This window comes from Emticicia aquatica, from assembly GCF_923079645.1.
GTDB classification, from domain to species: Bacteria; Bacteroidota; Bacteroidia; order Cytophagales; family Spirosomataceae; genus Emticicia; species Emticicia aquatica.
This window is the reverse complement of record NZ_CAKLPY010000002.1, coordinates 764,494-791,206: the sequence shown is the minus strand read 5'-3', so window position 1 is coordinate 791,206 and position 26,713 is coordinate 764,494. Positions and strand designations below refer to the sequence as shown.

Here is a 26,713-nt window from a genome sequence, read left to right as displayed (position 1 = left end):
AAAGTAAATGCGTTACATCAATTAATTTAGATTTGGCATGATTTTGGTCTATATTGTAAAGAAAGGAAGATTTTTTTAAGTCCTTTACGCATAACCAAGTATAAATAGCCCAAAAAAATACGTCATGCTCAACTTAGACGTATGTAGAATAGAAAACTTATACCGATTTAAGAGCAAATTGCCTTAGCAATACTAACGAATGCTCAGATTTAATCACTTTTAAGAATTTACCAAGCTGTTCTATCAATGTAGCAATTTTTAATGCTTTTCCTATTATGACACAAAAGAAAGTCCCTTTCCCTTTTAACGAAAAAGAAAGACTTAACGCATTATTGAATTATAATGTATTGGATACTTTTTCGGAAGATGAATTTGATGATATTACCAAATTAGCTTCATACATCTGTCAAGTTCCTATTGCTCTTATATCTTTAATTGATGAAAAACGGCAATGGTTCAAATCTCGCATCGGGCTTGATATAACCGAAACTCCCCGTAACATTTCGTTTTGTCAACATGCCATCATGGATAATGGAATATTTGAAGTTGTCGACGCACTTGAAAATGAAACGTTTCAAAATACGCCACTCGTAACAGAGAAACCCAATGTGCGGTTTTATGCGGGAGTTCCGCTCACAACGCCAGAAGGTTATAACATTGGTACTTTGTGTGTGATGGATAATGTTCCAAAGGGACTCAATGATGAGCAAAAACAGGCTCTTTCGACACTTGCAAAGCACGTTATAATGCAATTGGAGTTAAGGAAGAAAAATTTTGAACTAAAAAACGAAGTCGAAAGCTTATCACAAAAAGCATTAGAAACAATTACGCTTGAGCTGAATAGTTATAAATTAGCCTTAGATGAAACCTCAAGTGTTGTTATTACTGATAAAGAAGGGGTAATAAATTTTGTGAATGATACGACTTGTTCAATTACCAAATATTCGAGAGAAGAGCTGATTGGACAAAACAACCGAATATTTAATTCGGGGCTTCATCCGAAAGAATTTTTTACTGATTTATGGAAAACTGTATTATCTGGCGAAGTGTGGAAGAATGAAGTAAGAAATAAAGCAAAGGATGGCACATTTTATTGGGCAGATACAACCATTGTTCCGTTTTTGGATGAAAAAAGAAATCCCCTCAAGTATGTTGTCATTAAGAGAGATATTACCAAGCAAAAACAAGAAGAAACAAAAATAAATCAGTTTTTCAATCTATCCTTAGATTATTTGTGTGTTGCTAATACTTCAGGTTATTTTGAAACCATAAGTCCAACTTTCGCTCGTGAATTAGGCTTTACAAATGAAGAGTTGAAAGGAAATCCTTTTTTTGAGTTTATCCATGAAGAAGATGTTGCAAAAACGAAAAATGAGATTGCTAAATTAGCTCAAGGTTTCACTAGCATTAACTTTGAAACGAGATTCAAATGTAAAAATGGAGATTTTAAACTACTAAACTGGAACGCATCTCCTGACCAAGAAACCAAACTTTTGTATGCCATTGCCCGTGATATTACCATTAGCAAGAAAATTAATGAAGAAAATAAGCGACTTTCGTTAGTGGCTAAAGGAACCGATAACATCGTTGTAATAACAGATAAAGATCGAAAAATCGAATGGGTTAATCAGCCTTTTGAGACTTTAACTGGCTATACTTTGGAAGAAGTTATTGGTAAAAGACCAAGCAGGCTACTACAATATGAAGAAACTGACAGAAATACCATTGCACAAATCAGAGAGGCCTTAAATAATAATGTGTCATTTAAGGGAGAAATTAAAAATCGAAGCAAATACGGCAAAACGTATTGGCTTGAAATTAATATTAGCCCTATTTTTAATGATACAGATGAATTAATCAATTTTATTGCGATAGAATCTGATATTACTGAGAAAAAGAAAAAGGATTTGAATATTGCTAACTTAATTGCAACCCAAACGGCTATTTTTAATGGTGTAGGCCATGCGGTTATTTTTACGGATTTGAATGGCATTATTAAAAGAATAAATAAAGCTGGGTTGAATATGATTGAATATTCAGCAGAAGAGGTTGTCGGAAAGATGACTCCAGCAGCCTTCCATGATATAGATGAAGTTGTAAGACGCTCAAAAGTATTGAGTTTAGAATTAGGCTATGAAATTGAACCAGGTTTTGAATCATTTGTAGCTAAAACTAGAGGGGCAAATAATGTTGATTCTAATGAATGGACATATATTACCAAATCAGGCAGACGGATTCCAGTTTGGTTAAGCGTAACCTGTATTAAAAATCCAGAAGGAACAATTTTGGGCTTTTTAGGTGTGGCCGAAGATTATACAATCAAAAAACAAGCAGAATTAGAACTCATCAATGCTAAAAATTTGGCTGAACAAGCGGTTTTTGCCAAAGATAGTTTCTTGGCAAATATGAGCCACGAAATACGTACACCATTAAATGCGATTATTGGCTTTACCGAAATTTTAGCCCAAAGCAATCTTGATAAACTTCAATCCGAATTTTTAAGTAATATTCAGGTAGCTGGAGATAATTTGTTGCTGATTGTCAATGATATTTTGGATTTATCAAAAATCGAATGTGGGCAATTAGAAATCGAATCTCATCCGTTTAATCTCAGAAGTACTTTAAAGCACGTATATGATTTGTTACGAGTTAAAGCAGAGAAAAATAACCTCGAATTTAACTTGTTTTTGGACGCCAATATGCCCGAATATGTAAATGGCGACAAAGGTCGAATCAATCAAATAATAATGAATCTTGCAGGAAATGCTATCAAATTTACTGAAGATGGTGAGGTTACTATTTCAGTGAAAAAGACCGCAGAAACAGCAGATTATTACACACTTAAATTTTCTGTAAAAGATACAGGAATTGGGATTCCTGAAGATAAATTAGAGACTATTTTTGACCGTTTCACACAGGCAGAAATTAGTACTACACGTAAGTTTGGTGGAACAGGCCTCGGATTAAGCATTGTAAAACAATTAGTTGAATTACAGAATGGACAAATTCAAGTCAAAAGTAAAATAGGTCGAGGGTCAGAGTTTTATTTCTCATTAGATTTCAAAAAAGTTGATTCGGCCATAGTAGAGATGATTAGAGAAAATCATACCAACCGAAAATCAATGGGAAAACTGTCGATTTTGCTATGTGAGGATAATATTCTGAATCAGAAATTGGCAAGAAATGTGATTGAAAAATTTGGTTTCGACTTGGATATAGCAAATAATGGTCAAGAAGGAATTGATTTACTTTTGAAAAATGAATATGACCTCATTTTGATGGATTTACAAATGCCAGTAAAAGATGGTTATCAGACTACAATAAGTATTCGAAAAGAGCTGAAATTAGATATTCCAATCATTGCGATGACGGCTCATTCATTGGTCGGCGAACAACAAAAATGCTTTGATATTGGGATGAATGGTTACGTGGCAAAACCATTTAAGCAGCAAGAATTATTAGATAGAATTCAAACCGTAATGGATAGCCGCCCAAAAGATTATTTATTTAATGACAATTTATCAACTAGAAATGTTGATTTTTCATACTTAGATGAACTTTCGGGAGGAAATGTCGATTTTAGAGATGAAATGATTGATTTATTTGTTCATAAAATACCAAATGATTTAGATTTGTTAGAACAATTGGTTGATGATGAAAATTATGCTAATATCAAGCGATTAACACATGATATGAAGCCATCTTTATCAATGTTTCAATTAACGAAAGAAGTAAATTATTTGGAACAACTCGAAAATAGTGCAAAAAACCAGTCGATTAGTGCAGAGGTAAAAAAAAAATTTGGGGCGTTTAAGCAAGAATTATTAGATATAATTGATCTTTTTGAGGATAAAAACTACTAAACAAGATGTTGATAAGGTATGTAAGAATGACATTTCTGGAACAAAAAACAGACGAATTTCAGGAGATATTTAATGCCTCAAAAGATAAAATTAGAGCAATGAAAGGGTGTCAATATCTCGAATTGATGCGTGATATTAATCAACCTAATGTTTTTATGACGCATAGTCATTGGGATACCGAAACTGATTTGAATAATTATCGAGACTCTGAATTATTTAAAACTACTTGGGCCAAAACAAAAGTTCTATTTGCCGAAAAACCACTTGCGTTTTCAGTCGAAAGCCTGACCGTTGCGTAATTTTTAATGATTTTTTGCGTTGATTAAGTAATAATCTCGAAATGAGGTTTTAAGATTTACATTTTATATTCAATTGATTGATTAGAACCTAATCAATTTAGCTTTTCAGAAAATGAAAAAAACAGTAATATTACTCTTGTTAGGAATGCTTTTTTTGATGCCAGAGTTTTCGCAAGCATCTGAAAATAAGATAGTTAGTAAGACCGAAATTCAGAAAACTAATGGTGGTGGTCGTAGAAAAAAGAGTGGAGCGTATCGTAAAAAGAAAGGATTTATGTGGGGTATTTTTAGAGGAAAAAGTCAATGCGATTGTCCTAAACATTAATTATTTCTTTGCAGTCGAAAGTCAAAAAATAACCTCGTTGATGAATGACTTTCGACCACAAAGAGCATAAAATTTATTCTAAAAACTTAGTTCTATAAGCCAAAGGCGTAATTTTCTTGATAGCCTTAAATTGACGATTGAAATTTGAAAGATTGTTGAAACCGCTTTCAAAAGAAATCTCGGCAACACTCATTTTATCAACCATCAATAATTTGCAAGCGTGTTCGATACGAATTTCAGCCAAAAACTGGGTGAAAGTGCGGCGAGTACGTTTTTTAAAATATCTACTAAATGCCGATTCGCTCATATTTGCCAAATCGGCTACATCTTTGAGTTGAATTTCTTCTTGGTATTTTAGCATCACAAACTCAAAAACTTTATTCATTCGAGCTGAGTCAACCTCGTTTCGCAACGAAATAGGATTGGTTGTCAAATCTTGTTTATCTTCACTTTCGCACAAAATTGTTAGAATTGAAATCATTTCGAGCAAGCGTTCCATGCCTGTTAAATTGGGTAGGTTTTTAAATTTTGGTGTAACTTTCGCTACTGTTTTTTCACCAAAACTTAACCCTCTTTTTGAACGTTCCAACAATGCTTTAATGGCTTGACTTTCAGGTAATTGGAGAAATTTATCGCCCATGAAATCCTCTAAAAAGTGAATCACTAAAGACCTAGCTTTGAGCTTAGATTCTTTCACATAAAAATCATCGTCATTGCGGTAATAATGTGGCAAATAAGCACCAATCATGCACAAATCACCAGCCTTAAAATCGGTGATACAACTACCGACAAATCGTTTTCCTGTGCTTTCCAAAACTAATACTATTTCGTACTCTGGATGATAATGCCAAGGTGTTGAAAAGTAAGGTGTTTCTTGAACAAATAGATTAAATGATGCGTCAGCAGGGTTTGATATTTTTAGTAATTGAGGTTTCATTTTTTCAAAAAATCATTTTAAATGCGTTCCAGAACATTATTTTAGACTATCATTTTTTATGAATAAATATCAGAAACAATCAAGGTATGTGAAATGATTATTGAACTGCGACAGCTAAATTACTACATAAATAGTACTAAATGTTTATTTATTGGTATTATTCGTCAAAAAAATATTAGAAATTGATTAAATTTTAGTGGTGAAAAAATATTTAAAGAAGTAGTTTTGTAATTATTCTAATTAAAAATTTACTTTTTTTTAGTTCATTCTATTTTACCTTTTATTTATTAACTTAATCCTCTATTAATTGAGTATGAAACAATTACTACAAAAGATGGTGCTAGGCTTAGCTATTTTGTTTAGCTGGCAAATAGCCGATGCCCAAAACCGAGCAGTATCGGGTAAGGTCTCAGATGCTGGTGGCAATCCGCTACCAGGTGTTAGCGTAACAGTAAAAGGAACGTCACAAGGTGCTATTTCGGATGCAGCAGGTAAGTATTCGGTGCAAGCTGCCAACAATGTAACTTTGGTATTTAGCTACATTGGCTACAAAGCACAAGAAGTGAAAGTTGGAGGGCAAAGCACTGTAAACATTACTATGGAAGAAGATGCTGCGGCTTTGAGCGAGGTTATTGTAGTTGGTTATGGTTCTCAAAAGAAGAGCCAAACAACAGGTGCGATTTCGCAAGTAAGTGCAAAGCAAATTCAAGAAATGCCTATCACTAGCTTAGGTCAAGCAATGCAAGGACGTGTTGCGGGTGTTGACGTTTCACAATCGGGTTCTAAGCCAGGTTCTGTGCCAAAGATTTTGATTCGTGGTCGTCGTTCATTCAATGCAGGTAACGACCCTTTGTATGTAGTTGATGGTATTCCATTGTCAGCAGGATACGAAGATTTAAATCCGAGTGACATTCAATCAATGGAGGTGTTGAAAGATGCAACTGCAACGGCTATTTATGGTGCAAGAGGTGCCAATGGTGTAGTTTTAGTAACAACTAAAAGAGGTGCTGTGAAAGGAAAAACAACAGTAAGTTTTGATACTTATGGTGGTGTTTCAAAACCATTAGATAAAATCAACTTATTTAGTGGTCCTGAATTTGCTGAATATGTAAGAGAAGCTTACCGTGCGACTGGTTTATATAAAGATGCTAATGGAGTTGCTGTTCCTACGGGCGTAGCTGATGCTGCGGCTGATGCAAAAGTAGCAGTTTTGGGTGGTGACCCTAACGTGGCGAAAGGACTAGCAGCTGGAACTAATACAAATTGGCAAGATTTAATTTTACACAATGGGTTGATGCAAAATCACTCGTTAGGTATTCAAGGTGGTAACGATAAAACACAGTTTTATATTTCTGGTGGATTCTTCCAAGATAAAGGTATTTCTGATGGCTTAGATTATACCCGTATGTCTTTGAGAGCAAATATTGACCATAACGTAAATAGCTGGTTGAAAGTCGGGCTTTCGTCTTATACAATGTATAGTGTTAGAAATGGCGAAAACCTTAATCCTTATAGCTTTACTATTCAACAAAATCCCTTAGCAGCTCCTTATGATGCAAATGGTAATATTATTTTTGCACCAACAAATGATGCTTTGCTTACAAATCCATTAGCAGAGATAGTCCCTGGTGCTCAAATTGATGAGACTAAGAAATATAGAATCTTCAATAGCATTTACTCGGAATTTAAAATCATGGAAGGTTTGAAATATAGAGTGAACTTTGGTCCTGATTTTACGATTTCAAGATGGGGTAGATTTATTGGTGCAGCAACAAATGCCCGTAAAGGTGGAGATTCACAAGCATCTACTCAAAATAACCTTGGATTTAATTGGACACTTGAAAATATCGTGACTTACAACAAGACTTTTGCGGCAAAGCATAATTTTGGAGCTACTTTATTGCAATCAATTCAAAGAGATAATTTTGAGCGTTATAGTGCTGATGTACAAGGTGTTCCTGCTGAAAGCCAAACATTTTATAGTTTAGGTTCTGCAAGTTTACCACTGGGAACAGCCAGTCAATTAACACAGTGGACTATCAACTCATACATGGCACGTATTAATTATGACTTTAATGACAAATATTTACTTACTGCAACAATGCGTCGTGATGGTTCGAGTCGATTTGGTGAAAACACAAAGTATGGTAATTTTCCAGGTGTGGCTTTAGGTTGGAATATCAGCAATGAGGCATTTTTAAAACAAATTTCATGGATTGATTTATTGAAATTAAGAGCAGGCTGGGGTAAAGTAGGTAACCAAGGGGTTGCACCATATCAAACTCAAGGTTTATTAAGCAGAACAGCTTATGCTTGGGGCAACAATGCAGCTTATGGTTATAGACCAAATACTATCGGAAATCCTGATTTGAAATGGGAGACTTCAGCAACAGCTAATATTGGTTTAGATTTCAGTTTCTTGAGAGGCCGTATCCAAGGTTCATTAGAGTTATATGAAACTAATACTACCGACTTGTTATTATCTGACCAACTTCCAGGTTCAATAGGTTTTAGTGCAGTAACCAGAAACGTTGGACAAACAAGAAATAAAGGTATTGAATTAGGCTTTACAACTGTGAACATGAGTAATGCGAGTGGCTTTAAGTGGACATCTGATTTTACATTTACTAAAAATAAAGAAGAAATCATATCTCTTTACAATGGAAAAGTTGATGATTTAGGTAACCGTTGGTTTATCGGACAGCCTTTGAACTCTTTTTATGATTACAAAAAAGTTGGTATTTGGCAAACAAACGAAGCTGATTTAGCAAAATCGTTTGGTAGTGAAGTAGGCCAAATCAAAGTTCAAGACACAAATGGTGATGGTAAAATTACAGCCGCAGATAGAGTTTTATTGGGCTCTGATATTCCTAACTTTAGTGCAGGTATTACTAATAGATTTAACTATAAAGGTTTTGACTTATCATTTTTCTTATTTGGTCGTTTTGGGAACATGATTGTGAGTGGTTTCCACCAAAATAATAATGCTTTAGCTGGTAGATACCAACAAATCAAGGTTGATTATTGGACACCAAATAATCCAACTAATGAATTCCCTCGCCCTAAGAGTACTCAAGAATTTCCAGTATATAATACCACTTTGATTTATTTTGATGGTACATTTATCAAATTAAGAAATATCAACTTTGGTTATACATTCCCTCAAAGCATTGCCAAGAAAATGGGAATGGAATCATTGCGTTTGTTTACAAGTATTCAACAACCTAAAATTTGGTCAGAATACCGTAGCAAATATAATGGAATTGACCCAGAAGCAACAATCACATCATCAGGTACTGGAACAACGAATGTTGGCTCAGGTGTTACACCAGCAACATCAGTTACTACCTTTGGTTTGAATATTAGATTCTAATTGGCAATTTTTAAATGAAGAATTTTAAACATTAAATAAAATGAAAGTAAAAAATATATTGAAACCAATCAAAATCTTTGGTGTAGTAGCGTTGTTATTTACAACTCAATCATGTAAAGATATATTGGACGAAACAGTAATATCAGGTATTGGTAATGATTATATCAATACACCAAAAGGCTTTGAAGATGCTGTAAAATCAGCGTATTCATCGCTCAGATATTATTATGGCACTCAACAAGGATTGACACTCACAGAATATGGCACTGATATTTATGCAACAGGTGCTGACGGTGGTTATAAAGGATTTCATTTCTATGATACCCAATTGCAGCCAACTGTTGATTATTTAGGTAATACATGGGACGAATTGTACCGTGGTATTAATACTTGTAATGCAGTAATTGAAAGAGCTCCTGCAGCCACAGTCACAGAATCAATCAAAAAAATAAGAGTAGCTGAAGCTAAATTCTTGAGAGCTCACTATTATTATATATTACACCAACAATTTGGAGGTGTTGATTTAAGACTAAGCGAAACATTGCTTCCGACTAAAGATACAAAAAGAGCATCAGATGCTGAAATGTATAAAGCAATCATCGACGATTTGACTGCTGCGATTCCCGCATTGGAAGCAAAAGCGAAGTCGTCTGATTATGGTCGTGCAACTAAACCTGCTGCAGAAACACTTTTAGCGAAAGTTTATCTAGCAAAAGCTTATTCAACTGCTAAAGCGGCTGATGATTTTTCAAAAGCAGCCGAATTATGTAAAACCGTAACAACTGCTTATGGATTTAAATTACAAGATGATTTTGCCAGTGTTTTCGATGAAAATAATCAAGAAAATAGCGAAATAGTATTTGCAGTTCAATACACAGCCGACCCTTTGACTAACCTAACTAATAATACTGGTGCAGTTAATGGAGGAAATAACCTACATCTTTTCTTTGGAATGCAGTATGACGTACAAGCAGGTATGCAACGTGATGTTTTCTATGGTCGTCCGTTTAAGCGTTTGCGTCCTACTAAGTATTTATTAGAAACTTGTTTCAGCGACCGTACAAATGATTCTCGTTATAAGAAAACATTTAGAGATACTTGGAAAAGTAATTTGCCAGGTACTTATAACACAGCGTTTGATGATTCAAAAGCAAAAGTCACTTTTGCAGCAGGAGATACAACTATCTTTATTCCAGGATATGAAATGACTAAAGAAGAACGTGCAAAGAAACCATACCAAGTATTGGTACCAAGCAAATACAGCGAGGCTTTATTTCCTACCTTGATGAAATTCTTTGATACAAAACGCCCTGATAAAACTTATGAGTCGGGAAGTCGTGATTATTTTGTTTTCCGTTTAGCAGATGTTTATTTAATGTTAGCAGAAGCTCAATTGAAAGCTGGAAATATTTCGGATGCAACAGCTGCTATCAATGTAGTACGTGCAAGAGCAGGGTGGCCAGGCAAAAAAGATGCAATGTTGATTACAGAAGCAGACATGACTTTTGATTTCTTAGTTGAAGAAAGAGCAAGAGAGTTAGCTGGTGAGCAAACACGTTGGATGGATTTGAAACGTTGGGGTAATTTAGTTGAAAGAGTAAAAAAATACAACCCTCAAGCGGCGGTTAATGTTGCAGATAAACATAATGTTCGCCCTATTCCTCAGACACAAATTGACCGTTCAAACGCAGGTGTTTTTGCTCAAAACCCAGGATATTAATTTGTAGTTTTGTTTCATCATAGTTTAATGGAGAGACTCCTCCGTTTCGAGGAGTTCTCTCTTTTTACGAGAAATATTATTGTGCCACAACTTGTTAAATAAATAATTAGTTGTGGCACTTTTTTTTAGATAACTTTCTGAATATTCATCAATCATCAAACCTCAATTCTTTCAAACCATGAACAGAAGAGATTTTCTCACACAAGCATCAATATTTACTGCTTCTTCGTTGTTTTCATTGGAGGCTTTAGCCGCAAAATCTAAATTCAAAATTGCATACTCTGCCATTACTTGGAACGGAAACGATTTGGTAGCCATTGGCGATATTGCTGCTTTGGGTTTTAAGGGTATTCAGCTCAGAGCTAATACTTACGCTCCGTTTAAAGACAAACCCCAAGATTTGAAAGATACTTTAGATAAAAACAAACTCACTCTGGCGATGTTTTCGAGTGGAAATGTGGGTATTCAAGATGATATTTCAAAAGATATTGAAACGCACCTCAATCATGCCAAATTTATCAAAGCTTTAGGTGGAAACTCCCTGCAAATTACTAATAATGCTCGTCCAAAAGACAGACTTCCAACAATTGAAGAACTCAAGAAGTATGCTAAAAATATGAGTGAAGTAGCAAAAGTTGTGAAATCTGAAACAGGAATACAACCATCGTATCATAATCACATGCACCAACTTGGCGAAACTCCTGAAGAGGTTGATATTATTTTTAGCGAAATGAACCATGACTATATCTTGGCTTTGCTTGACGTTGCACATTACACACAAGGTGGAGGAAATCCAGCCGAAGCGGTATTGAAGTACAAAGATATTTTATACGCTACTCACATAAAAGATACGAAAGTAGCGGATAGCAAATCTGGTTATCAATTTGTCGAATTGGGACAAGGAAGAGTTGATTTTCCAGCGGTTTTTGAGGCTCTTGAAAAAGTGAAATTTAAAGGATGGAATATTATTGAACTAGACTCTGTGCCTGTAAAAGGTCGGACAGCTCTCGAATGTGGACAAACTAGTAAAAAATATTTGGAGTCGATAAAAGTTAAATTTTAATTAGTTTTCTTCTAAATGAGTTAAAGCAGTCAAATTTTTTTGACTGCTTTTTTGATATAAAAATTTCTCTTTCAAGAAAAAGTGATTTTCATAATAATAAATTTTGATACTAAAACTATGTCCATAAAAATTATTTTAGGTCAATAAAATATCAAAATCTTAATACTTTTAGTTAAATGGGTATTAGATTGGTATTCCTTTAATCACTAATTTTGATTCATTATTTAACCCGACACAAGCATGAAAAAAACACTCATTATTGTCTATTCAATATCTATTGCGGCACTCATTTTATCATTCTCCCAATTAAGTTCTGCTCAAAATCGAACCGAGGCTCGGTGGACAAACTTATTTAATGGGAAAGATTTAAAAGGCTGGACTCAACGTGGTGGCAATGCTACTTATATCGTTGAAAATGGTGAAATCGTAGGTACTACCGTAAAAGATACACCAAATTCATTTTTGTGTACCGAAAAAGACTACGGTGATTTTATCCTCGAACTCGACCTAAAACTTGATAACGAAATGAACGGCGGTGTACAGTTTCGTAGTCTTTCAAAACCTGATTACCAAAATGGTCGTGTACATGGCTATCAAATGGAAGTTGACCCATCGGCACGTGCTTGGTCTGGTGCAATTTATGACGAAGGTCGCCGTGATTGGCTTTATATTCCAAATATTAATCCAGAAGGTAAAAAGGCTTTCAAACCTGTAGGACAATGGAATAAGTACCGCATCGAGGCTATTGGAAATACCCTTCGTACATTTATTAATGGTGTGCCAACCGCACATTTAATTGATGACATGACGGCCAAAGGATTCATTGCTTTACAAGTGCATTCAATTTATGGGCCAATGAAAGAAGGCATGAAAATTCGTTGGAAAAATATCAAAATTCAAACTGAAAACCTCAAACCTAGTCCAACGGATAATTGTCCAGTGGTAAATTTGATGCTGAATAATCTTTCTGAACAAGAAGAAGCACAGGGTTTCAAAATGCTCTTTAATGGCAAAGATTTTACTGGCTGGAGAGCAGTTCATGGAACAGAAATGCCACAAAAACATTGGAGCGTAATTGATGGAACAATCAACGTTAGTCCGTCGGATGGTTCAGAAACTGGCAATGATATTGTAACAAATGAGCAGTATGGAGCTTTTGAATTAGTTTTTGAATTTAAACTAACCGAAGGAGCAAACTCAGGCGTAAAATACTTTGTAAACGAAGCTTTTGATTCGGGTGGAAAATCAGGAGTTGGACTTGAATTTCAAGTATTGGATGATGTAAAACATCCAGATGCAAAAATGGGAGTAGTTGGAAATCGTACGTTGGCGAGTTTGTATGATTTGATTCCGTCGTATAAAATCGACAAAGATTTAAAAATGGATGGACGTTTCATTAAAAAAATTGGTGATTGGAATCAAGGGCGAGTAATCGTTTATCCAAATAACATTGTTCAACATTGGTTAAATGGCTTTAAAGTACTTGAATACGAACGTAAAAGCAATATTTTTAATGCTTTGGTCGCTCGTAGTAAATACAAAGATTACAACGGTTTTGGAGCTGGAGATAAAGGAAATATATTGCTACAAGACCACGGTAATAATGTTTCTTTCAAGAATATAAAAATTCGTGAATTGAAATAATTTTCAAAATAACATTTCAAATGAAAAGAAAATATAGTTTTGCAATCACTTTGTTTTTGAGTGTAAGCATTAGTTTTGCCCAAAAGCCAGTTCAGCCGAGTCTTGGTTTTCGTTCAGTTAAAACCCTGAAAATTAACGGTTTAGAATTTAAAGACCTTAATAAAAACGGCAAACTTGACAAGTACGAAGACTGGCGTTTACCGCAAGAAGTTAGAGTCAAAGATTTGATTTCGCAAATGACTTTGGAGGAAAAAATCGGTTTCATGATTATCAGTACAACCCGAATGGGTGGCGACTTGATATTTCAACAAAATGCCCCAAGAACTGAAATTACGAGCAGTTTCAACGAGGAAGATTTGATTCAACCAAATAACATGTTTACTCGCAAACCTTTGCCCGTGCCGATGATGTCGTCAGCAGGAACAACCAAGGGCGTAATGACTTATAATCTTCGTCATTTTATTTTGCGAGCAAATACAAATGCCAAAATCATGGCTGATTGGTCGAATAATCTACAAGCCTTGTGCGAAACCTCACGTTTGGGAATTCCTGCAATAGTTGCCTCAAATCCACGAAATCACGTAACGGTTGATGCTTCGGTTGGTTTGAGCGTAGGAACAACGGTTTTCTCAAAATGGCCAGGCGAATTGGGCATGGCAGCTATGCGAGATTTGAAATTGACTCGTGAATTTGCCGAAATCGCCGCTAAAGAATGGGCGTCAGTTGGACTCCGAAAAGGCTATATGTACATGGCCGATTTATCGACTGAGCCACGTTGGCAACGAATTGAAGGAACTTTCGGCGAAGATGCCGACTTAGCTTCAAGCATGATTCGTGAAATAGTGTTGGGTTTTCAAGGCACTAAACTCAATAAAAATTCGGTAGCGATGACTACCAAACATTTCCCAGGCGGTGGCCCCCAAGTTGGCGGTCAAGATTCGCATTTCGATTGGGGAAAAAATGCTCATTACCCAGGCGGAATGTTCGATTATCACGTAAAACCATTTATTGCAGCCATCAATGCGGGTACATCTTCAATCATGCCTTATTATTCTGCTCCGAAAGACAAGAACATGGAAGAAGTTGGATTCTCGTACAACAAAGCAATTATTCAAGATTTATTGAGAAAAAAGCTTGGTTTCAAAGGTATTATTAACTCTGATACTGGCCCGATTGATATGATGCCTTGGGGTGTTGAAAATCTGACGATAGTGCAACGCTACCAAAAAGCCCTTGATGCAGGAGTTGATATTTTTTCGGGCGGTGCTGACCCAGCTTTATTACTCGAAACTGTGAAAACAGGCTTAGTTTCAGAAACCAGAATCAACGAATCAATTGCTCGGCTTTTGAAAGAGAAATTCGATTTAGGTTTGTTTGAAAATCCTTATGTTGATGCCGATGCTGCCACGAAAATTGTTGGTAATGCTGAATTTCAGAAAAAGGCTGATTTGGCTCTTAGAAAATCAATTGTTTTGCTTAGAAATGATGAAAAACTACTGCCTATCTCAAAAAAAACGAAGGTATATTTTGAAACCTACAAAGAAAGTGGCGGTAGAGGACAAGCACAAGGTTCGGCTATTAATGTAAATAAGCCTATTATTCAAAATTCAAATATCGAATTTGTTTCGACTAAAGAAGAAGCCGATTTAGTATTATTATGGTTGATTCCAAGCGGCGGCGGTTTGTTTAGTTCAGGTGGGCAAGCCATTGAATTAAGTCTTTCAAAAAACAAAATTGATGTGGCTCATGTCAATGAAATCTTGAACTCAAAACCAACAATTTTGGCAATAAACTTTACAAATCCGTGGGTAATTGATGAAATTGATAAAGGGAAAGCCCAAACTGTTTTGGCTACTTTTGGTACAACTCAAGATGCACTTTTGGATATTGTAAGTGGAGCTTTTAAACCTACTGGAAAAATGCCTTTTACAACCCCAAAATCAATGAAAGCTGTTGAAGAAAACAAATCTGATGTACCAGGTTTTATGGAACCAAATTATGCTCTATTCAAATTCGGAGATGGACTTAGTTATTAGTAATTTGGTAGAAAAAGGCTCGTAAACGATTAAAAAAATTATTAAATTTACAACATTACAATAAGCAATATTCAATCAATATAAAAACTATGACAACCCGTAGAGATTTTATTATCAAATCAGTTATGGCTGGAGTAGCCACTGGTTTTTCAGCAAAGAGTTATGGCAAAATCATTGGTGCAAACGACCGTGTGCGTGTCGGAACAATCGGTTTTTCTGACCGTCACCGTGCTTCTCACGTTGGGCCTTTCAAGGAACTTGCCAAAAGTATGAACTTTGAAATGGTTGCGGTTTCTGATTTATGGAGTCGTCGTCGTGAAGAAGGGAAAGCATTTTACCAAAAACAATTGGGTACTGACGTAAAAGCGTTCAGAAACAACGAAGAATTGTACGATTCTAAAATGGTTGATGCTGTATTTATGAGTACAGCCGATTTTCAACATGCTTTACACACAATTGAGGCTGTAAAAGCAGGTTGTGACGTATATGCCGAAAAGCCTTTGGCAGAAACAATGTCTGATGCTCGTGCAGTTTTGAAAGCCGTGAAACAATCGGGTAAAATTGTCCAAATTGGTTCACAACGCCGCAGTGGAGCAAACTATTTTGCCGCTGAAGATTTTATTAAATCTGGTAAATTTGGTCCAATCGTAATGGTTGAATTGATGTGGAATGTGAATCAGCCAGAACGTTGGAGACGCCCAGAATTAGTAAAAGATTTGAAAGAATCGGACATTGATTGGAAACGTTATTTAATGAACCGCCCTTTTGAAGCGTTCGACCCACGTAAATACTTAGAATATCGTTTATTTTGGCCATATTCTTCGGGTATTCCAGGCCAATGGATGAGTCATCAAATTGATACAGTTCACTGGTTTAGCGGTCTTGCTCACCCAAGAAGTGCAGTTGCTAACGGAGGAATTTATCAATGGAAAGATGGTCGCACAAATGCTGATACAATGACAGTTGTATTTGATTACGGCCCAGCTAATGACCCTACATCTGGTTTCCAAGTGCAGTTTACTTCTCGTTTCTCAAACTCAGCTGGCGAAACCAAAGAATTGTATTACTCAAATGGTGGAATGATTAATTTGGATACGAACGAAATTTCTCCAACAGGTGGTTTGACAGAAAGTCATGCAAAAACAATGGGAATGAAAGCGAATTTATTGCCAAAATTAACTTTACAAGGTGATAAAGTAGCAACTGATGCCAATACTGGTGGAGATCCATTGACATTCAACCACATCAAAAACTGGATGGAATGCGTACGTAGCCGTAAAACACCAAATGCTCCGATTGAAGCAGGTTATTCGCACTCGATTGCAAATATCATGGCAACAGCAGCTTATCGTACTGGTTTGAAAGTAACTTTCGATGAAAAAACGCAAGAAGTAATGGCTGGCGGAAAACCGTTTAAGTATTGATATTTTACCGACCGAAATATATGTGTAGGGGTTCAAGATTTTGAACCCCTATTTTTTTATTTTCTTAATTCTCTTTTCAAAATCTTACCCGAAGCCCCCATTGGAAGGGCATTCATAAATTCGATAATACGAGGATATTTATATGAAGCGATTCGCTCTTTCGTCCAAGCAATTAATTCAGTTTCAGTAATAGTAGTTTCAGGTTTTAGAACTACACAAGCCTTTATTTCTTCTCCATACTCGTCACTTGGAATACCAATTACTGCTACCATCGAAATGGCAGGATTTTGAATCATCACTTCCTCAACTTCTCGTGGATATACATTATAACCCCCACGAATAATCATATCTTTGGTGCGGTCAACAATAAAGTAATAACCATCTTCATCACGAATACCAATATCACCCGAATGTAACCAACCATTTCTGATACTTTCGGCGGTGGCATCTGAGCGGTTGTAATATCCTTTCATTACGTTATGTCCACGATAACAAATTTCTCCTTTTTCGTTCGCTCCTAATTCATTGCCGTTTTCGTCTTTGATACAAACTTCCACGCCCCAAACGGGTGTACCAACCGAACCTGGTTTTCTCACTCTGTCAGGATGATTGAAAGTAACAACCGGCGAGCCTTCTGACATTCCGTAACCTTCCAAAATGGCAACTTCAAATTTTGCTTCAAAATCTTTCAAAACTTGTACGGGCAAAGCAGCTCCACCCGATAAACACACTCGAAGTGTACTTTTGATGGCTTGTAAATCAAATTTTTCGATGTTAGGATAACTCAATAGTCCCCAATACATGGTTGGAACGCCTGCAAAATGCGTAATTTTTTCATTTTGAAGTAAAGACAAAACCATTTCTGCGTCAAATCTTGGTACAAGAACGGCCGTTGCTCCACGATAAATGCTGGCAATCATACAAACAACTTGTCCAAAAATATGGAAAAGCGGTAATACGAGCATCGTTTTATCATTGTAGTTTAAATCTTGCAAATCTTTACTCAAATTGGCATTCAAGAAAAGGTTTGAGTGTGTTAATTCAGCTCCTTTCGGACGCCCCGTTGTTCCTGAAGTATAAATGATTACGGCTGTATCGTCAGGCGATGTAAAAAAACTTTGAAATGTTGGTGATTGTCCTGCCATTAGCATCCCCATTGTTTTTGTCCCTACAATCGGAGATGCATCAGTTGGCGAAGGTGTAATTATAAAAAAGTTTTCACAAGAATCTGCCATTTCAAACCCAGCGTGTCCTTCTTGTCCCATTGGCATTTCAGGTGTTCCAACAAAGCAAAAATAGGCTTTTGCATCCGAATCTTGTAAATGATAAGCAATTTCGTGGCGTTTAAGTAAAACACTTAAAGGCACAACGGTTGCCCCAGTTTTCAAAATTCCGAAATATATCATCGGAAAATAAGGCAAATTTGGACAAGTCAGAGCTACTTTATCACCATGCCCAATACCTAGGTTTTTTAATCCGTTGGCAACTTGATTAGCAGCAGCATCTAGTTGACTAAAAGTAATTCGTTTATCAGCAAATATAAGTGCTTCTTTACTTGGAGAGTTACGGGCGTGGTGTTCTAGAACAGTCGATAGGTTAAACATAGTCAATGAAGGGTTAAATTAATCATCGCAATTTATGATTAAAATAGTATTTTGAAAAGATTTATTTGTTTTTTGGGAATATATATTTGTGGTAATTATTCAAAAATTGATTATAAAACGACGTTTTTTTAGAGTGAAAAACAAAAATCTATTCAAAAACTACTCGTCAACGAAAGATAAGTCTTAACTTTACACTTCAATACAAACCTAAAATCATCTTGAAAATGAAGCGTTTTACTAAATTTTTGCTGTATATAATTTTAATCATTGTATCGACTCAGACTTTTGCCCAAATCAATACGCCAGCGGCGAGTCCGTCAACTACTTTAACACAGTCTTTAGGTTTAACAAAAATTACGATTGATTATAGCCGACCTTCGGTAAAAGGACGAAAAATATTTGGTGATTTAGTGCCTTATGGGAAAATTTGGCGTACTGGAGCAAACAAGATTACGTCAATCAAATTTGATGATGATGTTTTAGTTAATGGTGCTGCAATGAAAGCAGGAAGCTACGGACTTTATACCATTCCAGGAAAAAATGAATGGACGATTATTTTCAACCGTGATGATAAACAATGGGGGTCTTACGGCTACGACATCAATAAAGATGTGATTCGATTCAATGTTCAACCGATGCAACCGCAAGAATTTGCCGAAAAAATGACCATTGATTTTGTAGAATTTACGCCTACAACGGCATTTTTGTCAATTAAATGGGAAAGTACCGAAGTAAGATTCAAAATTGAACAGAAAGTTGAGGAGAAAATTTTAGCAGAAATTACTGAAAAAACATCAAAAGCAGATGTTACGACCGATACCTATTTTTCGGCAGCGGATTACTATTACCAAAAAGGAATCAAACTTGACCAAGCTTTAGAATGGGCAAATAAAGTGTTGGAAAAAGACAAAGAATATTGGACGTATCAATTGGTTGCACGCATTGCGGCGAAACAAAATAATTGTGCTGTGGCTATTCCGAATGCAGAAAAATCAATGGAATTAGCCAAGAAAGCAGGTGACGATGCGTATATAAAATTAAATCAAGCGGTACTTTCACAGTGTAAAAAAGGATATTGATTAGCAAAATTTGTAAGAAAAATTGCGAATTTTAACCAAAATTTGCCAAAGAAATGAACGAAAAATCGTTGTAAAACATTAAATTATAGAACGATTTGTTATATTGAAATACAATTATGTTAGAACAATTAGAAGCCATAAAAGAACGATTTGAGGAAGTTTCGCAGCAAATGACGATGCCTGAAATAGTATCGGACATGACGAAATTTACCCGTTTGAGCAAAGAATACAAAGATTTGGAGAAAATTGTAAATCAGTTGAAAGTTTACAAAAATGTACTCTCTAATATTGATGATGCAAAAGATATCATTGCCAACGAAAAAGACGAGGATATGCGTGAAATGGCAAAAGAAGAATTAGACTCGCTTGTGCCACAAAGAGATGAAATGGAAGCAATTTTGAAAGAAATGCTAATTCCGAAAGACCCAAATGATAGTAAAAATGTAATTCTTGAAATCAGAGCAGGAACTGGCGGAGATGAAGCGTCAATTTTTGCTGGAGATTTGTTTAGAATGTACCAACGTTTTATCGAAAAACAACCAGGTTGGTCAATGACTTTACTCGACCACAATGAAGGAACGGCTGGTGGATACAAAGAAATTGTGATTCAAGTAGAAGGCGATGATGTTTATGGAAAACTCAAATATGAGTCTGGCGTGCATCGTGTGCAGCGTGTACCAGCCACCGAATCTCAAGGCCGTGTACACACATCGGCGGCATCGGTCGCGGCTTTACCTGAGGCAGATGAGGTTGATTTAACAATCAATATGAACGATGTAAGAATTGATACATTCTGTTCGTCAGGTGCTGGTGGACAGTCAGTAAATACAACATATTCTGCTGTTAGAATGGTGCATCTACCTTCAGGAATTACGGTTTCTTGCCAAGATGAGCGTTCTCAAATCAAAAATCGTGAAAAAGCATTGTCGGTTTTGCGTTCGAGATTATACGAAATGGAAATGACAAAACACAATGATGCTATTTCGGCCGAACGAAAAGGTTTGATTGGCAAAGGCGACCGTTCGGACAAAATAAGAACTTATAATTATGCTCAAAGCCGTGTAACCGACCACCGAATTGGTTACACTGTTTATAATTTACCAACAGTAATGGAAGGAGAAATTGGTGGTTTTATCGAGCAACTCCGTATTGCGGATAATGCTGATAAAATGAAAGAGGGAATGATGGTATAAGTGTAAAGTTTTGAATTTGAGGAGATTGAGCGATTTGTGCGTGCGTTCACGAACAACAGTTTTGTTAGCATTTTTACACTTAACCAATTTATATACCTAATCACAATGGAAACAACTCCAACTGACATCACCGAAGAACACTATTTTAATTCAATGTATGCCGTTACAAGCGACGGTAACACATGGATGCTTTATTCATTGTATTATACCGACGATTTAGATTCTATCGTTTGGCTCGGATATGACGAAAATGAGTGGGATAATACATTAGAATTAGGCGGTGATGAATGTCAAGAAACAACAATCGACGTTACTGATGCCGATGGTAACCAAGAAACAAAAGACGCAATAATGTGTCCAATGAGTTTACGTCCAGTTCAATTAGATTTGGATGCCCTAAGAAACGGACAAGTTATTTGGTTCTCAACCATGTAATTTTTTATGAGGTTGTTTGCGAGAAATTTTGGTAATTCGTTCAAAAAACTCCAAACAACCTTATTTCTTCTCTATTTATTTTTAATATGAAACTCTGCCTCGCAACCAACAACGCCCATAAAATTGAAGAATTACAATCACTTCTTGGCGAAAAATTTCAATTACAGACATTAAATGAAATAGGTTGTTTTGATGATATACCAGAAACGGCTGATACTTTCGATGGCAATTCGTTACAAAAAGCCATGTATGTTTGGGAGCGTTTTCAGATTGATTGTATTGCCGATGATTCGGGCTTAGAAGTTGACGCTTTGGGTGGAGAACCAGGTGTTTTTTCGGCTCGTTATGCTGGCGAACATGGAAATCATGAAAATAATATGCAAAAACTACTCAAAAATCTGGAAGGAGTCGAAAACCGTGCTGCTCAATTTAGAAGTGTTATTACGTTGATTATCAATGGGATTGCTCATCATTTTGAAGGAATTATTCGTGGAAAAATCATTCACGAAAAACGTGGCTCGCAAGGATTTGGTTATGACCCGCTGTTTATTCCTGAAGGGTACGACCGCACTTTTGCTGAGATGAGTATTATAGAAAAAAATCCAATCAGCCATCGTGGTTTGGCTGTGGCAAAGATGATAGCATTTCTAAAAGAAGCATAAAAAAAGCGAAACCATTGGTTTCGCTCAAAAACTCTTCATAGGTAAAAGTATTTCTGATTGTCTCAGAAAGGTAATCAACTCTTTTTTCTGATGCAAAGTTGAAGTAATTCTGACAAAAAAACTATTCCATTATTATCAAATACTTGTGCCTTATTAACATTTGATATACATTTGCTACAAGTATAATGGTAATAAAGCATGAAAGTTGAGTACGAAAAAATATCTCCTGATACTGGCAGTTCATTCCGATTAATCAATTGGAAGTCAGAAAATGACCGTTATTTTTGGCATTATCATCCTGAATACGAAATTGTATTCGTAAAAAAAGGTTCGGGAAAACTACACATTGGCGAGCATCTCAAAAATTACGAAGAAGGTGAATTGGTTTTTATTGGCCCTGATTTGCCACACACAGGTTTTGGTTATGGAGTAATCGGTGAACACGAAGAAATTGTGGTACAACTTCGCAAAGATTTTTTGGGAGAAGATTTTATGCAAAAACCTGAGATGGAACATATCCGAATACTTTTTGAACGAGCCAAACAAGGACTTTCGTTTCACGGAAAAGCCCGTAAAATAGTGGCATCTAAACTTCAAAGGATGTTGGCACTTTCTCATTTTGAAAGGTTAGTCGAACTGCTTAATATTTTCCATACGCTCGCTACAACGGCCGAATTTTTGGTGTTAAATGCCGCCGACAAACGCTTCGATTTTAGCCACAAAGATGAAGACCGCATCAATAAAGTTTATGAATATGTTGAACACAATTATCAACAAAGTGTTGATATTCAAGTAGTGGCTGATTTGACCAACCTAACGATTCCTTCATTTTGTAGATATTTCAAAAAAATTACCCACCTTACTTATACAAACTTTGTGAATGAATATCGAATTAATCAGGCTTGTCGTTTGTTATTCGAGAATAAACCCATTGCTGATATATGTTTTGAAGTAGGATTTAATAATATATCACATTTCAATAAAACCTTTAAGCAGCTCAAAGGAAAAAGTCCAAGAGAATATAAAACAGCAATGGAAAATTAATATATGTAGAGAAGATACGCAACCACGCCTCTACGAGTAATTTCAAATCTTTTCAGTAATTTCGCCCAACAAATCATCAAAACTTACATCAACAATGAATAATGCCTTTTTTAAAGTACCAACGCCTATTAATGAGCCTGTTTTAAATTATGCAGCGGGTTCTTCCGAAAAAATCGCCCTCAAAAAAGCAATTGCTGAAGCTCGCTCTAAGGTCATCGAAGTGCCGATGTATATAGGCAGTGAGCTTATTTATACAGATAATAAAATCAAACTTTCTCCTCCTCACGACCACCAACATATTTTAGGTTATGCCAGCGAAGGAGATGCAACCCACGTTAAAAAAGCCATTGATGCTGCTTTGGATGCTCGAACTGCTTGGGCAAATCTTTCTTGGGAACAACGAGCAAGCATTTTCTTGAAAGCGGCTGACCTTTTGGCTGGCCCATATCGAGCAAAAATTAATGCGGCTACAATGTTAGGGCAGTCGAAAAATGCGTATCAAGCCGAAATTGACGCTGCTTGTGAATTTATTGACTTTTTGCGTTTCAATGTAGCATTTATGCAGCAAATTTATACAAACCAACCTGAGTCGGTGCGTGGTTTGTGGAATCGTGTAGAATATCGTCCACTTGAAGGATTTGTTTTTGCTTTAACACCTTTCAATTTTACAGCCATCGCAGGAAATCTGCCAGCGTGTGTTGCCATGATGGGCAACGTAACTGTCTGGAAACCAGCATATCCACAAATCTATTCGGCTAATGTTATCATGGAGGTTTTGCGTGAAGCGGGCTTGCCCGATGGAGTTATTAACTTAATTTATGTAGATGGCCCAGTGGCTGGTGATATTATCTTTAAACATCCAGATTTTGCAGGAATTCATTTTACAGGTAGTACGAAAGTTTTCCAAACTATTTGGCAAACAATCGGTGAAAATATCACCAAATACAAAACTTATCCACGAATTGTAGGCGAAACTGGTGGAAAAGACTTTGTAATGGCTCACGAGTCGGCCGATGTGAAGGCTTTGGCTACTGGTTTAGTACGTGGTGCATTTGAGTATCAAGGGCAGAAATGTTCGGCAGCTTCACGTGCATATATTCCGTCAAATCTTTGGCCAGCAGTAAAAGAACAAGTAATTGCCGATTTGAAAGAAATCAAAATGGGTGGCACAGAAGATTTTTCAAATTTCGTGAATTCAGTTATTGACGAAAAATCTTTTGATAAAATAATGGGCTATATTAATAATGCAAAGAAAAGCGACAAAATCACAGTGATTGCGGGTGGAAATGGAGATAAATCGAAAGGATATTTTGTTGAACCAACAGTATTGCAAACTTCTGACCCAAATTATACAACCATGTGTGAAGAGATTTTTGGCCCAGTATTAACAATCTATGTTTACGAACCAAAAGACTTTGAAAAAACGCTAGAATTGGTTGATGCAACATCGCCGTATGCACTCACAGGAGCAATTTTCTCACAAGATAGATACGCCGTTGACTTAGCAATGAAGAAATTAGTTAATTCAGCAGGTAATTTTTATATCAATGATAAACCAACAGGTGCTGTGGTGGGCCAACAACCTTTTGGAGGAGCAAGAGCATCTGGAACAAATGACAAAGCTGGCTCAATTTTGAACCTTTTCCGTTGGGTTCAACCTCGCACAATCAAAGAAACCTTCGTTTCTCCAACTGACTATAAATATCCATTTTTAGGGGAAGAATAAAATTAATCAAGAATATATCAGGAAAATGATGTGAGAACAAAAGAGCAATAAAATTGTTGAGTAATTATATCATTTGTTTCTTATTTCTATACAACCATGGAAGAACAAAGTAAATTAGACCGAATAATCGAGGCGAGAATGAAGTTGAAAACTCGATTTGAGGATAAAATGAAAAATACGCCTTCGATGGCCGATCATAAGCCAATGGGAACTGGAGCTGTCAATCGTCATGGAATGCCACAATTACCTACTGGGCAGACAAAAACCATCAAATGGCCTGTGCTTGATTTGGGTTATCATCCTGATATTACACTTGAGCGTTGGCGATTGACCATTAATGGCGAAGTTGAAAATCCAGTAATTTTAACGTGGGAGGATTTCATGGCTTTGCCGCAAGTAGAAGACACGAGCGATTTTCATTGCGTAACCACTTGGTCGAAAATGGACATGGTTTGGAAAGGTGTACGTTTGGTTGATTTGGCTGCTTTGGTACAACCCAAAGAAACTGCTACTCATATCATGTGTTATGGTTATGATACTTACACAACCAATGTTTCGCTTGAAGAAGCCTTGAAACCAGATGTTTTGATTGCTCATACAGTTTATAACGAACCTTTAACGAAAGAACATGGTGGGCCTGCTCGCATGATTACACCGCAACTTTACGCATGGAAAGGCTCAAAATGGATAAAAAGAATTGAATTTTTACCAAAAAACAAACTAGGTTTTTGGGAAGAAAGAGGTTACTCAAATACTGCTTATCCTTGGCGAAATGATAGGTATAGTTGAGAAGAATTGATAGTTTTTGAGAAGAGTCGGATAATTTTATACGACTCTTTTTTTTTTAAATGAATCGAAATAATTCGGTAATAAAACTAATATTTTAGCCATTTTAACGTTAATTTGATTACTTGAAACCCTAATAATAAATGCCCAAAAATTTCTTTATTTGCTTCTTACTTATCTGTATGAATGGCTTTGGGCAAACGTTTACCCCAACCGAAATTCATGCAGATTTGGCTTTTTTAAAGGAGAGAATTGAGGAAATTCACCCTAATCCCTACAAATTTATTGAACAAAACCATTTTCAACAAATCTACGATTCGTTGTATCGGGTTGAGAAATCACTCACAGTCAAGCAAACATTTACACATTTTTTGAATCTCACGCGTGCCATTCAATGTGGTCATTCTTCAATTTTGGTTGATGAACGTTTGATTCGACCAAATAATGTAAATCCAAAATTTTTACCGATGGATGTAGCTATTTTTGATAATAAAGTTTACGTTTCGAGAAATCTGTCTGAAAATAATCTGTTAATAAAAGGAACTGAAATTATTGAAATTGAAGAAATTCCGATTGGAAAATTGATTAAAAATTTGTCAAAATATACCTTTCAAAATGGCGATGGGAAAAACTCAGATGTAGAATTATATTATCTGCAACGAAATTTTAGACGGCTGCTTTATCTGTTTTTTGATGAACAAGATGAATTGAATCTTAAAGTAAAAATCAACAAAGAAGTGAAAAATGTACGTGTGAAAACACAACCATTGGCCTATTTACGAGAAATGGAAGCCGAGCGAAATCCAATCCGAAATGCGGAGTTTTATAAGAATATTTACTTGAGTGAACTAAACGCAAAAACAGATATTTTACGAATCAGAAGTTTCGATGGAAATGAGTTTGAAAATGGTAATTTTAGAACTGAAATTCTGAATATTTTCAAAAAAATCGCCCAAAAACAAACAAAAAACTTGATTATTGATGTACGCAACAATGCAGGTGGTGGATTAGATTATGCCGATGAAGTATTAAAATATCTGCTAAATAAACCATATCAAAAATACCAAATTAGTAGTAGCTCAACTATCAGAGAAAAGAAAAAAAGCTTTACAGCGAGCCGTTTTTATGAGCCTTCAAACAGTTATCTATTTGCAGGAAATGTCTATGTTTTAGTAAATGAAGGTACTTTTTCGACAGCAGTTTATTTGGCGGCTCATCTCAAAAACCAACAAATTGGAACGCTCATCGGAACTACGTGCGGCGGAGCTGCCGATGGCTCATCAGCGGGCGAATTTACTTCTTTTACCTTACCAAACACTAAATTTACGGTCAATTTGCCTTTGCTCAAAATCAACTATAATACCACAACCGAACTACAATTAATACCGAAATATGAAGTTCACCAAAGTTATTCGGATTTTATGCGAGGAGAAGATACTGTACTTGATTTTACTAAAAGTTTGATAGAAAAGTGAGAAAACAGTTAAATAATCTAATAAT

At 35.9% G+C, this 26,713-nt stretch carries 19 protein-coding genes; 17 read left to right on the top strand and 2 right to left on the bottom strand.

Annotated elements, in window-relative coordinates; genetic code table 11:
- Positions 1-275: 275 nt before the first annotated feature.
- From MJQ71_RS13005 to MJQ71_RS12995, 3 genes are all read left to right on the top strand, one after another.
- Positions 276-3,863, top strand: a complete 3,588-nt coding sequence (locus MJQ71_RS13005) for a PAS domain S-box protein (RefSeq protein ID WP_238807057.1) — start codon at positions 276-278, stop codon at positions 3,861-3,863.
- Between the two features lie 5 nt (positions 3,864-3,868).
- The gene (locus MJQ71_RS13000) at positions 3,869-4,162 is read left to right on the top strand and encodes a putative quinol monooxygenase (RefSeq protein ID WP_238807056.1); all 294 of its coding nucleotides are present in this window, start codon (positions 3,869-3,871) and stop codon (positions 4,160-4,162) included.
- Between the two features lie 112 nt (positions 4,163-4,274).
- Positions 4,275-4,487 carry a hypothetical protein gene (locus MJQ71_RS12995; protein WP_238807055.1) on the top strand — a complete coding sequence of 71 codons (213 nt, stop codon included), beginning with the start codon at positions 4,275-4,277 and terminating at the stop codon, positions 4,485-4,487.
- 73 nt (positions 4,488-4,560) lie between these two features.
- On the opposite strand, the gene MJQ71_RS12990 is transcribed toward MJQ71_RS12995, so the two are convergent.
- Positions 4,561-5,424 (bottom strand): AraC family transcriptional regulator, encoded by an 864-nt coding sequence (locus MJQ71_RS12990; protein WP_238807054.1) that lies wholly within the window; start codon positions 5,422-5,424, stop codon positions 4,561-4,563.
- 313 nt (positions 5,425-5,737) lie between these two features.
- On the opposite strand from MJQ71_RS12990, the gene MJQ71_RS12985 reads away from it, so the two are divergent.
- The 6 genes from MJQ71_RS12985 to MJQ71_RS12960 all read left to right on the top strand — a co-directional run bounded on the left by MJQ71_RS12985 (position 5,738) and on the right by MJQ71_RS12960 (position 16,684).
- Positions 5,738-8,797, top strand: coding sequence for a SusC/RagA family TonB-linked outer membrane protein (locus MJQ71_RS12985; protein ID WP_374759618.1), 3,060 nt, complete (start codon positions 5,738-5,740; stop codon positions 8,795-8,797).
- A gap of 40 nt (positions 8,798-8,837) precedes the next feature.
- A complete protein-coding gene (locus MJQ71_RS12980) occupies positions 8,838-10,517 on the top strand; it encodes a RagB/SusD family nutrient uptake outer membrane protein (protein WP_238807053.1) in 1,680 nt (559 codons plus the stop codon).
- 178 nt (positions 10,518-10,695) lie between these two features.
- Positions 10,696-11,580 (top strand): sugar phosphate isomerase/epimerase family protein, encoded by an 885-nt coding sequence (locus MJQ71_RS12975; RefSeq protein ID WP_238807052.1) that lies wholly within the window; start codon positions 10,696-10,698, stop codon positions 11,578-11,580.
- Between the two features lie 240 nt (positions 11,581-11,820).
- Positions 11,821-13,224, top strand: coding sequence for a 3-keto-disaccharide hydrolase (locus tag MJQ71_RS12970; RefSeq protein ID WP_238807051.1), 1,404 nt, complete (start codon positions 11,821-11,823; stop codon positions 13,222-13,224).
- Between the two features lie 20 nt (positions 13,225-13,244).
- On the top strand, positions 13,245-15,260 hold the full coding sequence (locus tag MJQ71_RS12965; RefSeq protein ID WP_238807050.1) for a glycoside hydrolase family 3 protein: 2,016 nt from the start codon (positions 13,245-13,247) through the stop codon (positions 15,258-15,260).
- Positions 15,261-15,349: 89 nt separating this feature from the next.
- Positions 15,350-16,684, top strand: coding sequence for a Gfo/Idh/MocA family protein (locus MJQ71_RS12960; RefSeq protein WP_238807049.1), 1,335 nt, complete (start codon positions 15,350-15,352; stop codon positions 16,682-16,684).
- 56 nt (positions 16,685-16,740) lie between these two features.
- Here the strand turns inward: MJQ71_RS12960 and MJQ71_RS12955 are convergent, their stop codons facing one another.
- Entirely contained in the window at positions 16,741-18,288 is a 1,548-nt protein-coding gene (locus tag MJQ71_RS12955; protein WP_238807048.1) for a long-chain-fatty-acid--CoA ligase, read from the bottom strand.
- Positions 18,289-18,512: 224 nt separating this feature from the next.
- Between MJQ71_RS12955 and MJQ71_RS12950 the strand changes: the two genes are divergently transcribed.
- The 8 genes from MJQ71_RS12950 (at position 18,513) to MJQ71_RS12915 (ending at position 26,688) form a co-directional block, all read left to right on the top strand.
- A complete protein-coding gene (locus MJQ71_RS12950; RefSeq protein WP_238807047.1) occupies positions 18,513-19,367 on the top strand; it encodes a DUF2911 domain-containing protein in 855 nt (284 codons plus the stop codon).
- Positions 19,368-19,483: 116 nt separating this feature from the next.
- Positions 19,484-20,560 (top strand): peptide chain release factor 1, encoded by a 1,077-nt coding sequence (gene prfA / locus MJQ71_RS12945; RefSeq protein WP_238807046.1) that lies wholly within the window; start codon positions 19,484-19,486, stop codon positions 20,558-20,560.
- A 105-nt stretch (positions 20,561-20,665) separates the two neighbouring features.
- Positions 20,666-20,995 (top strand): hypothetical protein, encoded by a 330-nt coding sequence (locus tag MJQ71_RS12940; RefSeq protein WP_238807045.1) that lies wholly within the window; start codon positions 20,666-20,668, stop codon positions 20,993-20,995.
- An 86-nt stretch (positions 20,996-21,081) separates the two neighbouring features.
- Positions 21,082-21,657, top strand: coding sequence for a non-canonical purine NTP diphosphatase (locus MJQ71_RS12935; RefSeq protein WP_238807044.1), 576 nt, complete (start codon positions 21,082-21,084; stop codon positions 21,655-21,657).
- A gap of 198 nt (positions 21,658-21,855) precedes the next feature.
- Positions 21,856-22,701: an AraC family transcriptional regulator gene (locus MJQ71_RS12930; RefSeq protein WP_238807043.1), complete on the top strand. Its 846-nt coding sequence runs from the start codon at positions 21,856-21,858 to the stop codon at positions 22,699-22,701.
- 94 nt (positions 22,702-22,795) lie between these two features.
- Positions 22,796-24,427 carry an L-glutamate gamma-semialdehyde dehydrogenase gene (gene pruA, locus MJQ71_RS12925; RefSeq protein ID WP_238807042.1) on the top strand — a complete coding sequence of 544 codons (1,632 nt, stop codon included), beginning with the start codon at positions 22,796-22,798 and terminating at the stop codon, positions 24,425-24,427.
- A gap of 96 nt (positions 24,428-24,523) precedes the next feature.
- The gene (locus MJQ71_RS12920; RefSeq protein WP_238807041.1) at positions 24,524-25,216 is read left to right on the top strand and encodes a sulfite oxidase-like oxidoreductase; all 693 of its coding nucleotides are present in this window, start codon (positions 24,524-24,526) and stop codon (positions 25,214-25,216) included.
- Positions 25,217-25,356: 140 nt separating this feature from the next.
- Positions 25,357-26,688, top strand: a complete 1,332-nt coding sequence (locus tag MJQ71_RS12915; protein WP_238807040.1) for a S41 family peptidase — start codon at positions 25,357-25,359, stop codon at positions 26,686-26,688.
- The last annotated feature ends 25 nt before the right edge of the window (positions 26,689-26,713 follow it).

Excerpts from the sequence above, each read along its gene's own strand:
- MJQ71_RS12950 (WP_238807047.1), top strand. The coding sequence starts at position 18,513 with ATGAAGCGTTTTACTAAATTTTTGCTGTATATAATTTTAATCATTGTA.
- MJQ71_RS12940 (WP_238807045.1), top strand. The coding sequence starts at position 20,666 with ATGGAAACAACTCCAACTGACATCACCGAAGAACACTATTTTAATTCA.
- MJQ71_RS12920 (WP_238807041.1), top strand. The coding sequence starts at position 24,524 with ATGGAAGAACAAAGTAAATTAGACCGAATAATCGAGGCGAGAATGAAG.
- MJQ71_RS12980 (WP_238807053.1), top strand. The coding sequence starts at position 8,838 with ATGAAAGTAAAAAATATATTGAAACCAATCAAAATCTTTGGTGTAGTA.
- MJQ71_RS12995 (WP_238807055.1), top strand. The coding sequence starts at position 4,275 with ATGAAAAAAACAGTAATATTACTCTTGTTAGGAATGCTTTTTTTGATG.
- MJQ71_RS12955 (WP_238807048.1), bottom strand. The coding sequence starts at position 18,288 with ATGTTTAACCTATCGACTGTTCTAGAACACCACGCCCGTAACTCTCCA.
- MJQ71_RS12990 (WP_238807054.1), bottom strand. The coding sequence starts at position 5,424 with ATGAAACCTCAATTACTAAAAATATCAAACCCTGCTGACGCATCATTT.
- pruA (WP_238807042.1), top strand. The coding sequence starts at position 22,796 with ATGAATAATGCCTTTTTTAAAGTACCAACGCCTATTAATGAGCCTGTT.
- MJQ71_RS12970 (WP_238807051.1), top strand. The coding sequence starts at position 11,821 with ATGAAAAAAACACTCATTATTGTCTATTCAATATCTATTGCGGCACTC.
- MJQ71_RS12915 (WP_238807040.1), top strand. The coding sequence starts at position 25,357 with ATGCCCAAAAATTTCTTTATTTGCTTCTTACTTATCTGTATGAATGGC.
- MJQ71_RS12975 (WP_238807052.1), top strand. The coding sequence starts at position 10,696 with ATGAACAGAAGAGATTTTCTCACACAAGCATCAATATTTACTGCTTCT.
- MJQ71_RS12965 (WP_238807050.1), top strand. The coding sequence starts at position 13,245 with ATGAAAAGAAAATATAGTTTTGCAATCACTTTGTTTTTGAGTGTAAGC.
- MJQ71_RS12935 (WP_238807044.1), top strand. The coding sequence starts at position 21,082 with ATGAAACTCTGCCTCGCAACCAACAACGCCCATAAAATTGAAGAATTA.
- MJQ71_RS13005 (WP_238807057.1), top strand. The coding sequence starts at position 276 with ATGACACAAAAGAAAGTCCCTTTCCCTTTTAACGAAAAAGAAAGACTT.
- MJQ71_RS13000 (WP_238807056.1), top strand. The coding sequence starts at position 3,869 with ATGTTGATAAGGTATGTAAGAATGACATTTCTGGAACAAAAAACAGAC.
- prfA (WP_238807046.1), top strand. The coding sequence starts at position 19,484 with ATGTTAGAACAATTAGAAGCCATAAAAGAACGATTTGAGGAAGTTTCG.
- MJQ71_RS12960 (WP_238807049.1), top strand. The coding sequence starts at position 15,350 with ATGACAACCCGTAGAGATTTTATTATCAAATCAGTTATGGCTGGAGTA.
- MJQ71_RS12930 (WP_238807043.1), top strand. The coding sequence starts at position 21,856 with ATGAAAGTTGAGTACGAAAAAATATCTCCTGATACTGGCAGTTCATTC.
- MJQ71_RS12985 (WP_374759618.1), top strand. The coding sequence starts at position 5,738 with ATGAAACAATTACTACAAAAGATGGTGCTAGGCTTAGCTATTTTGTTT.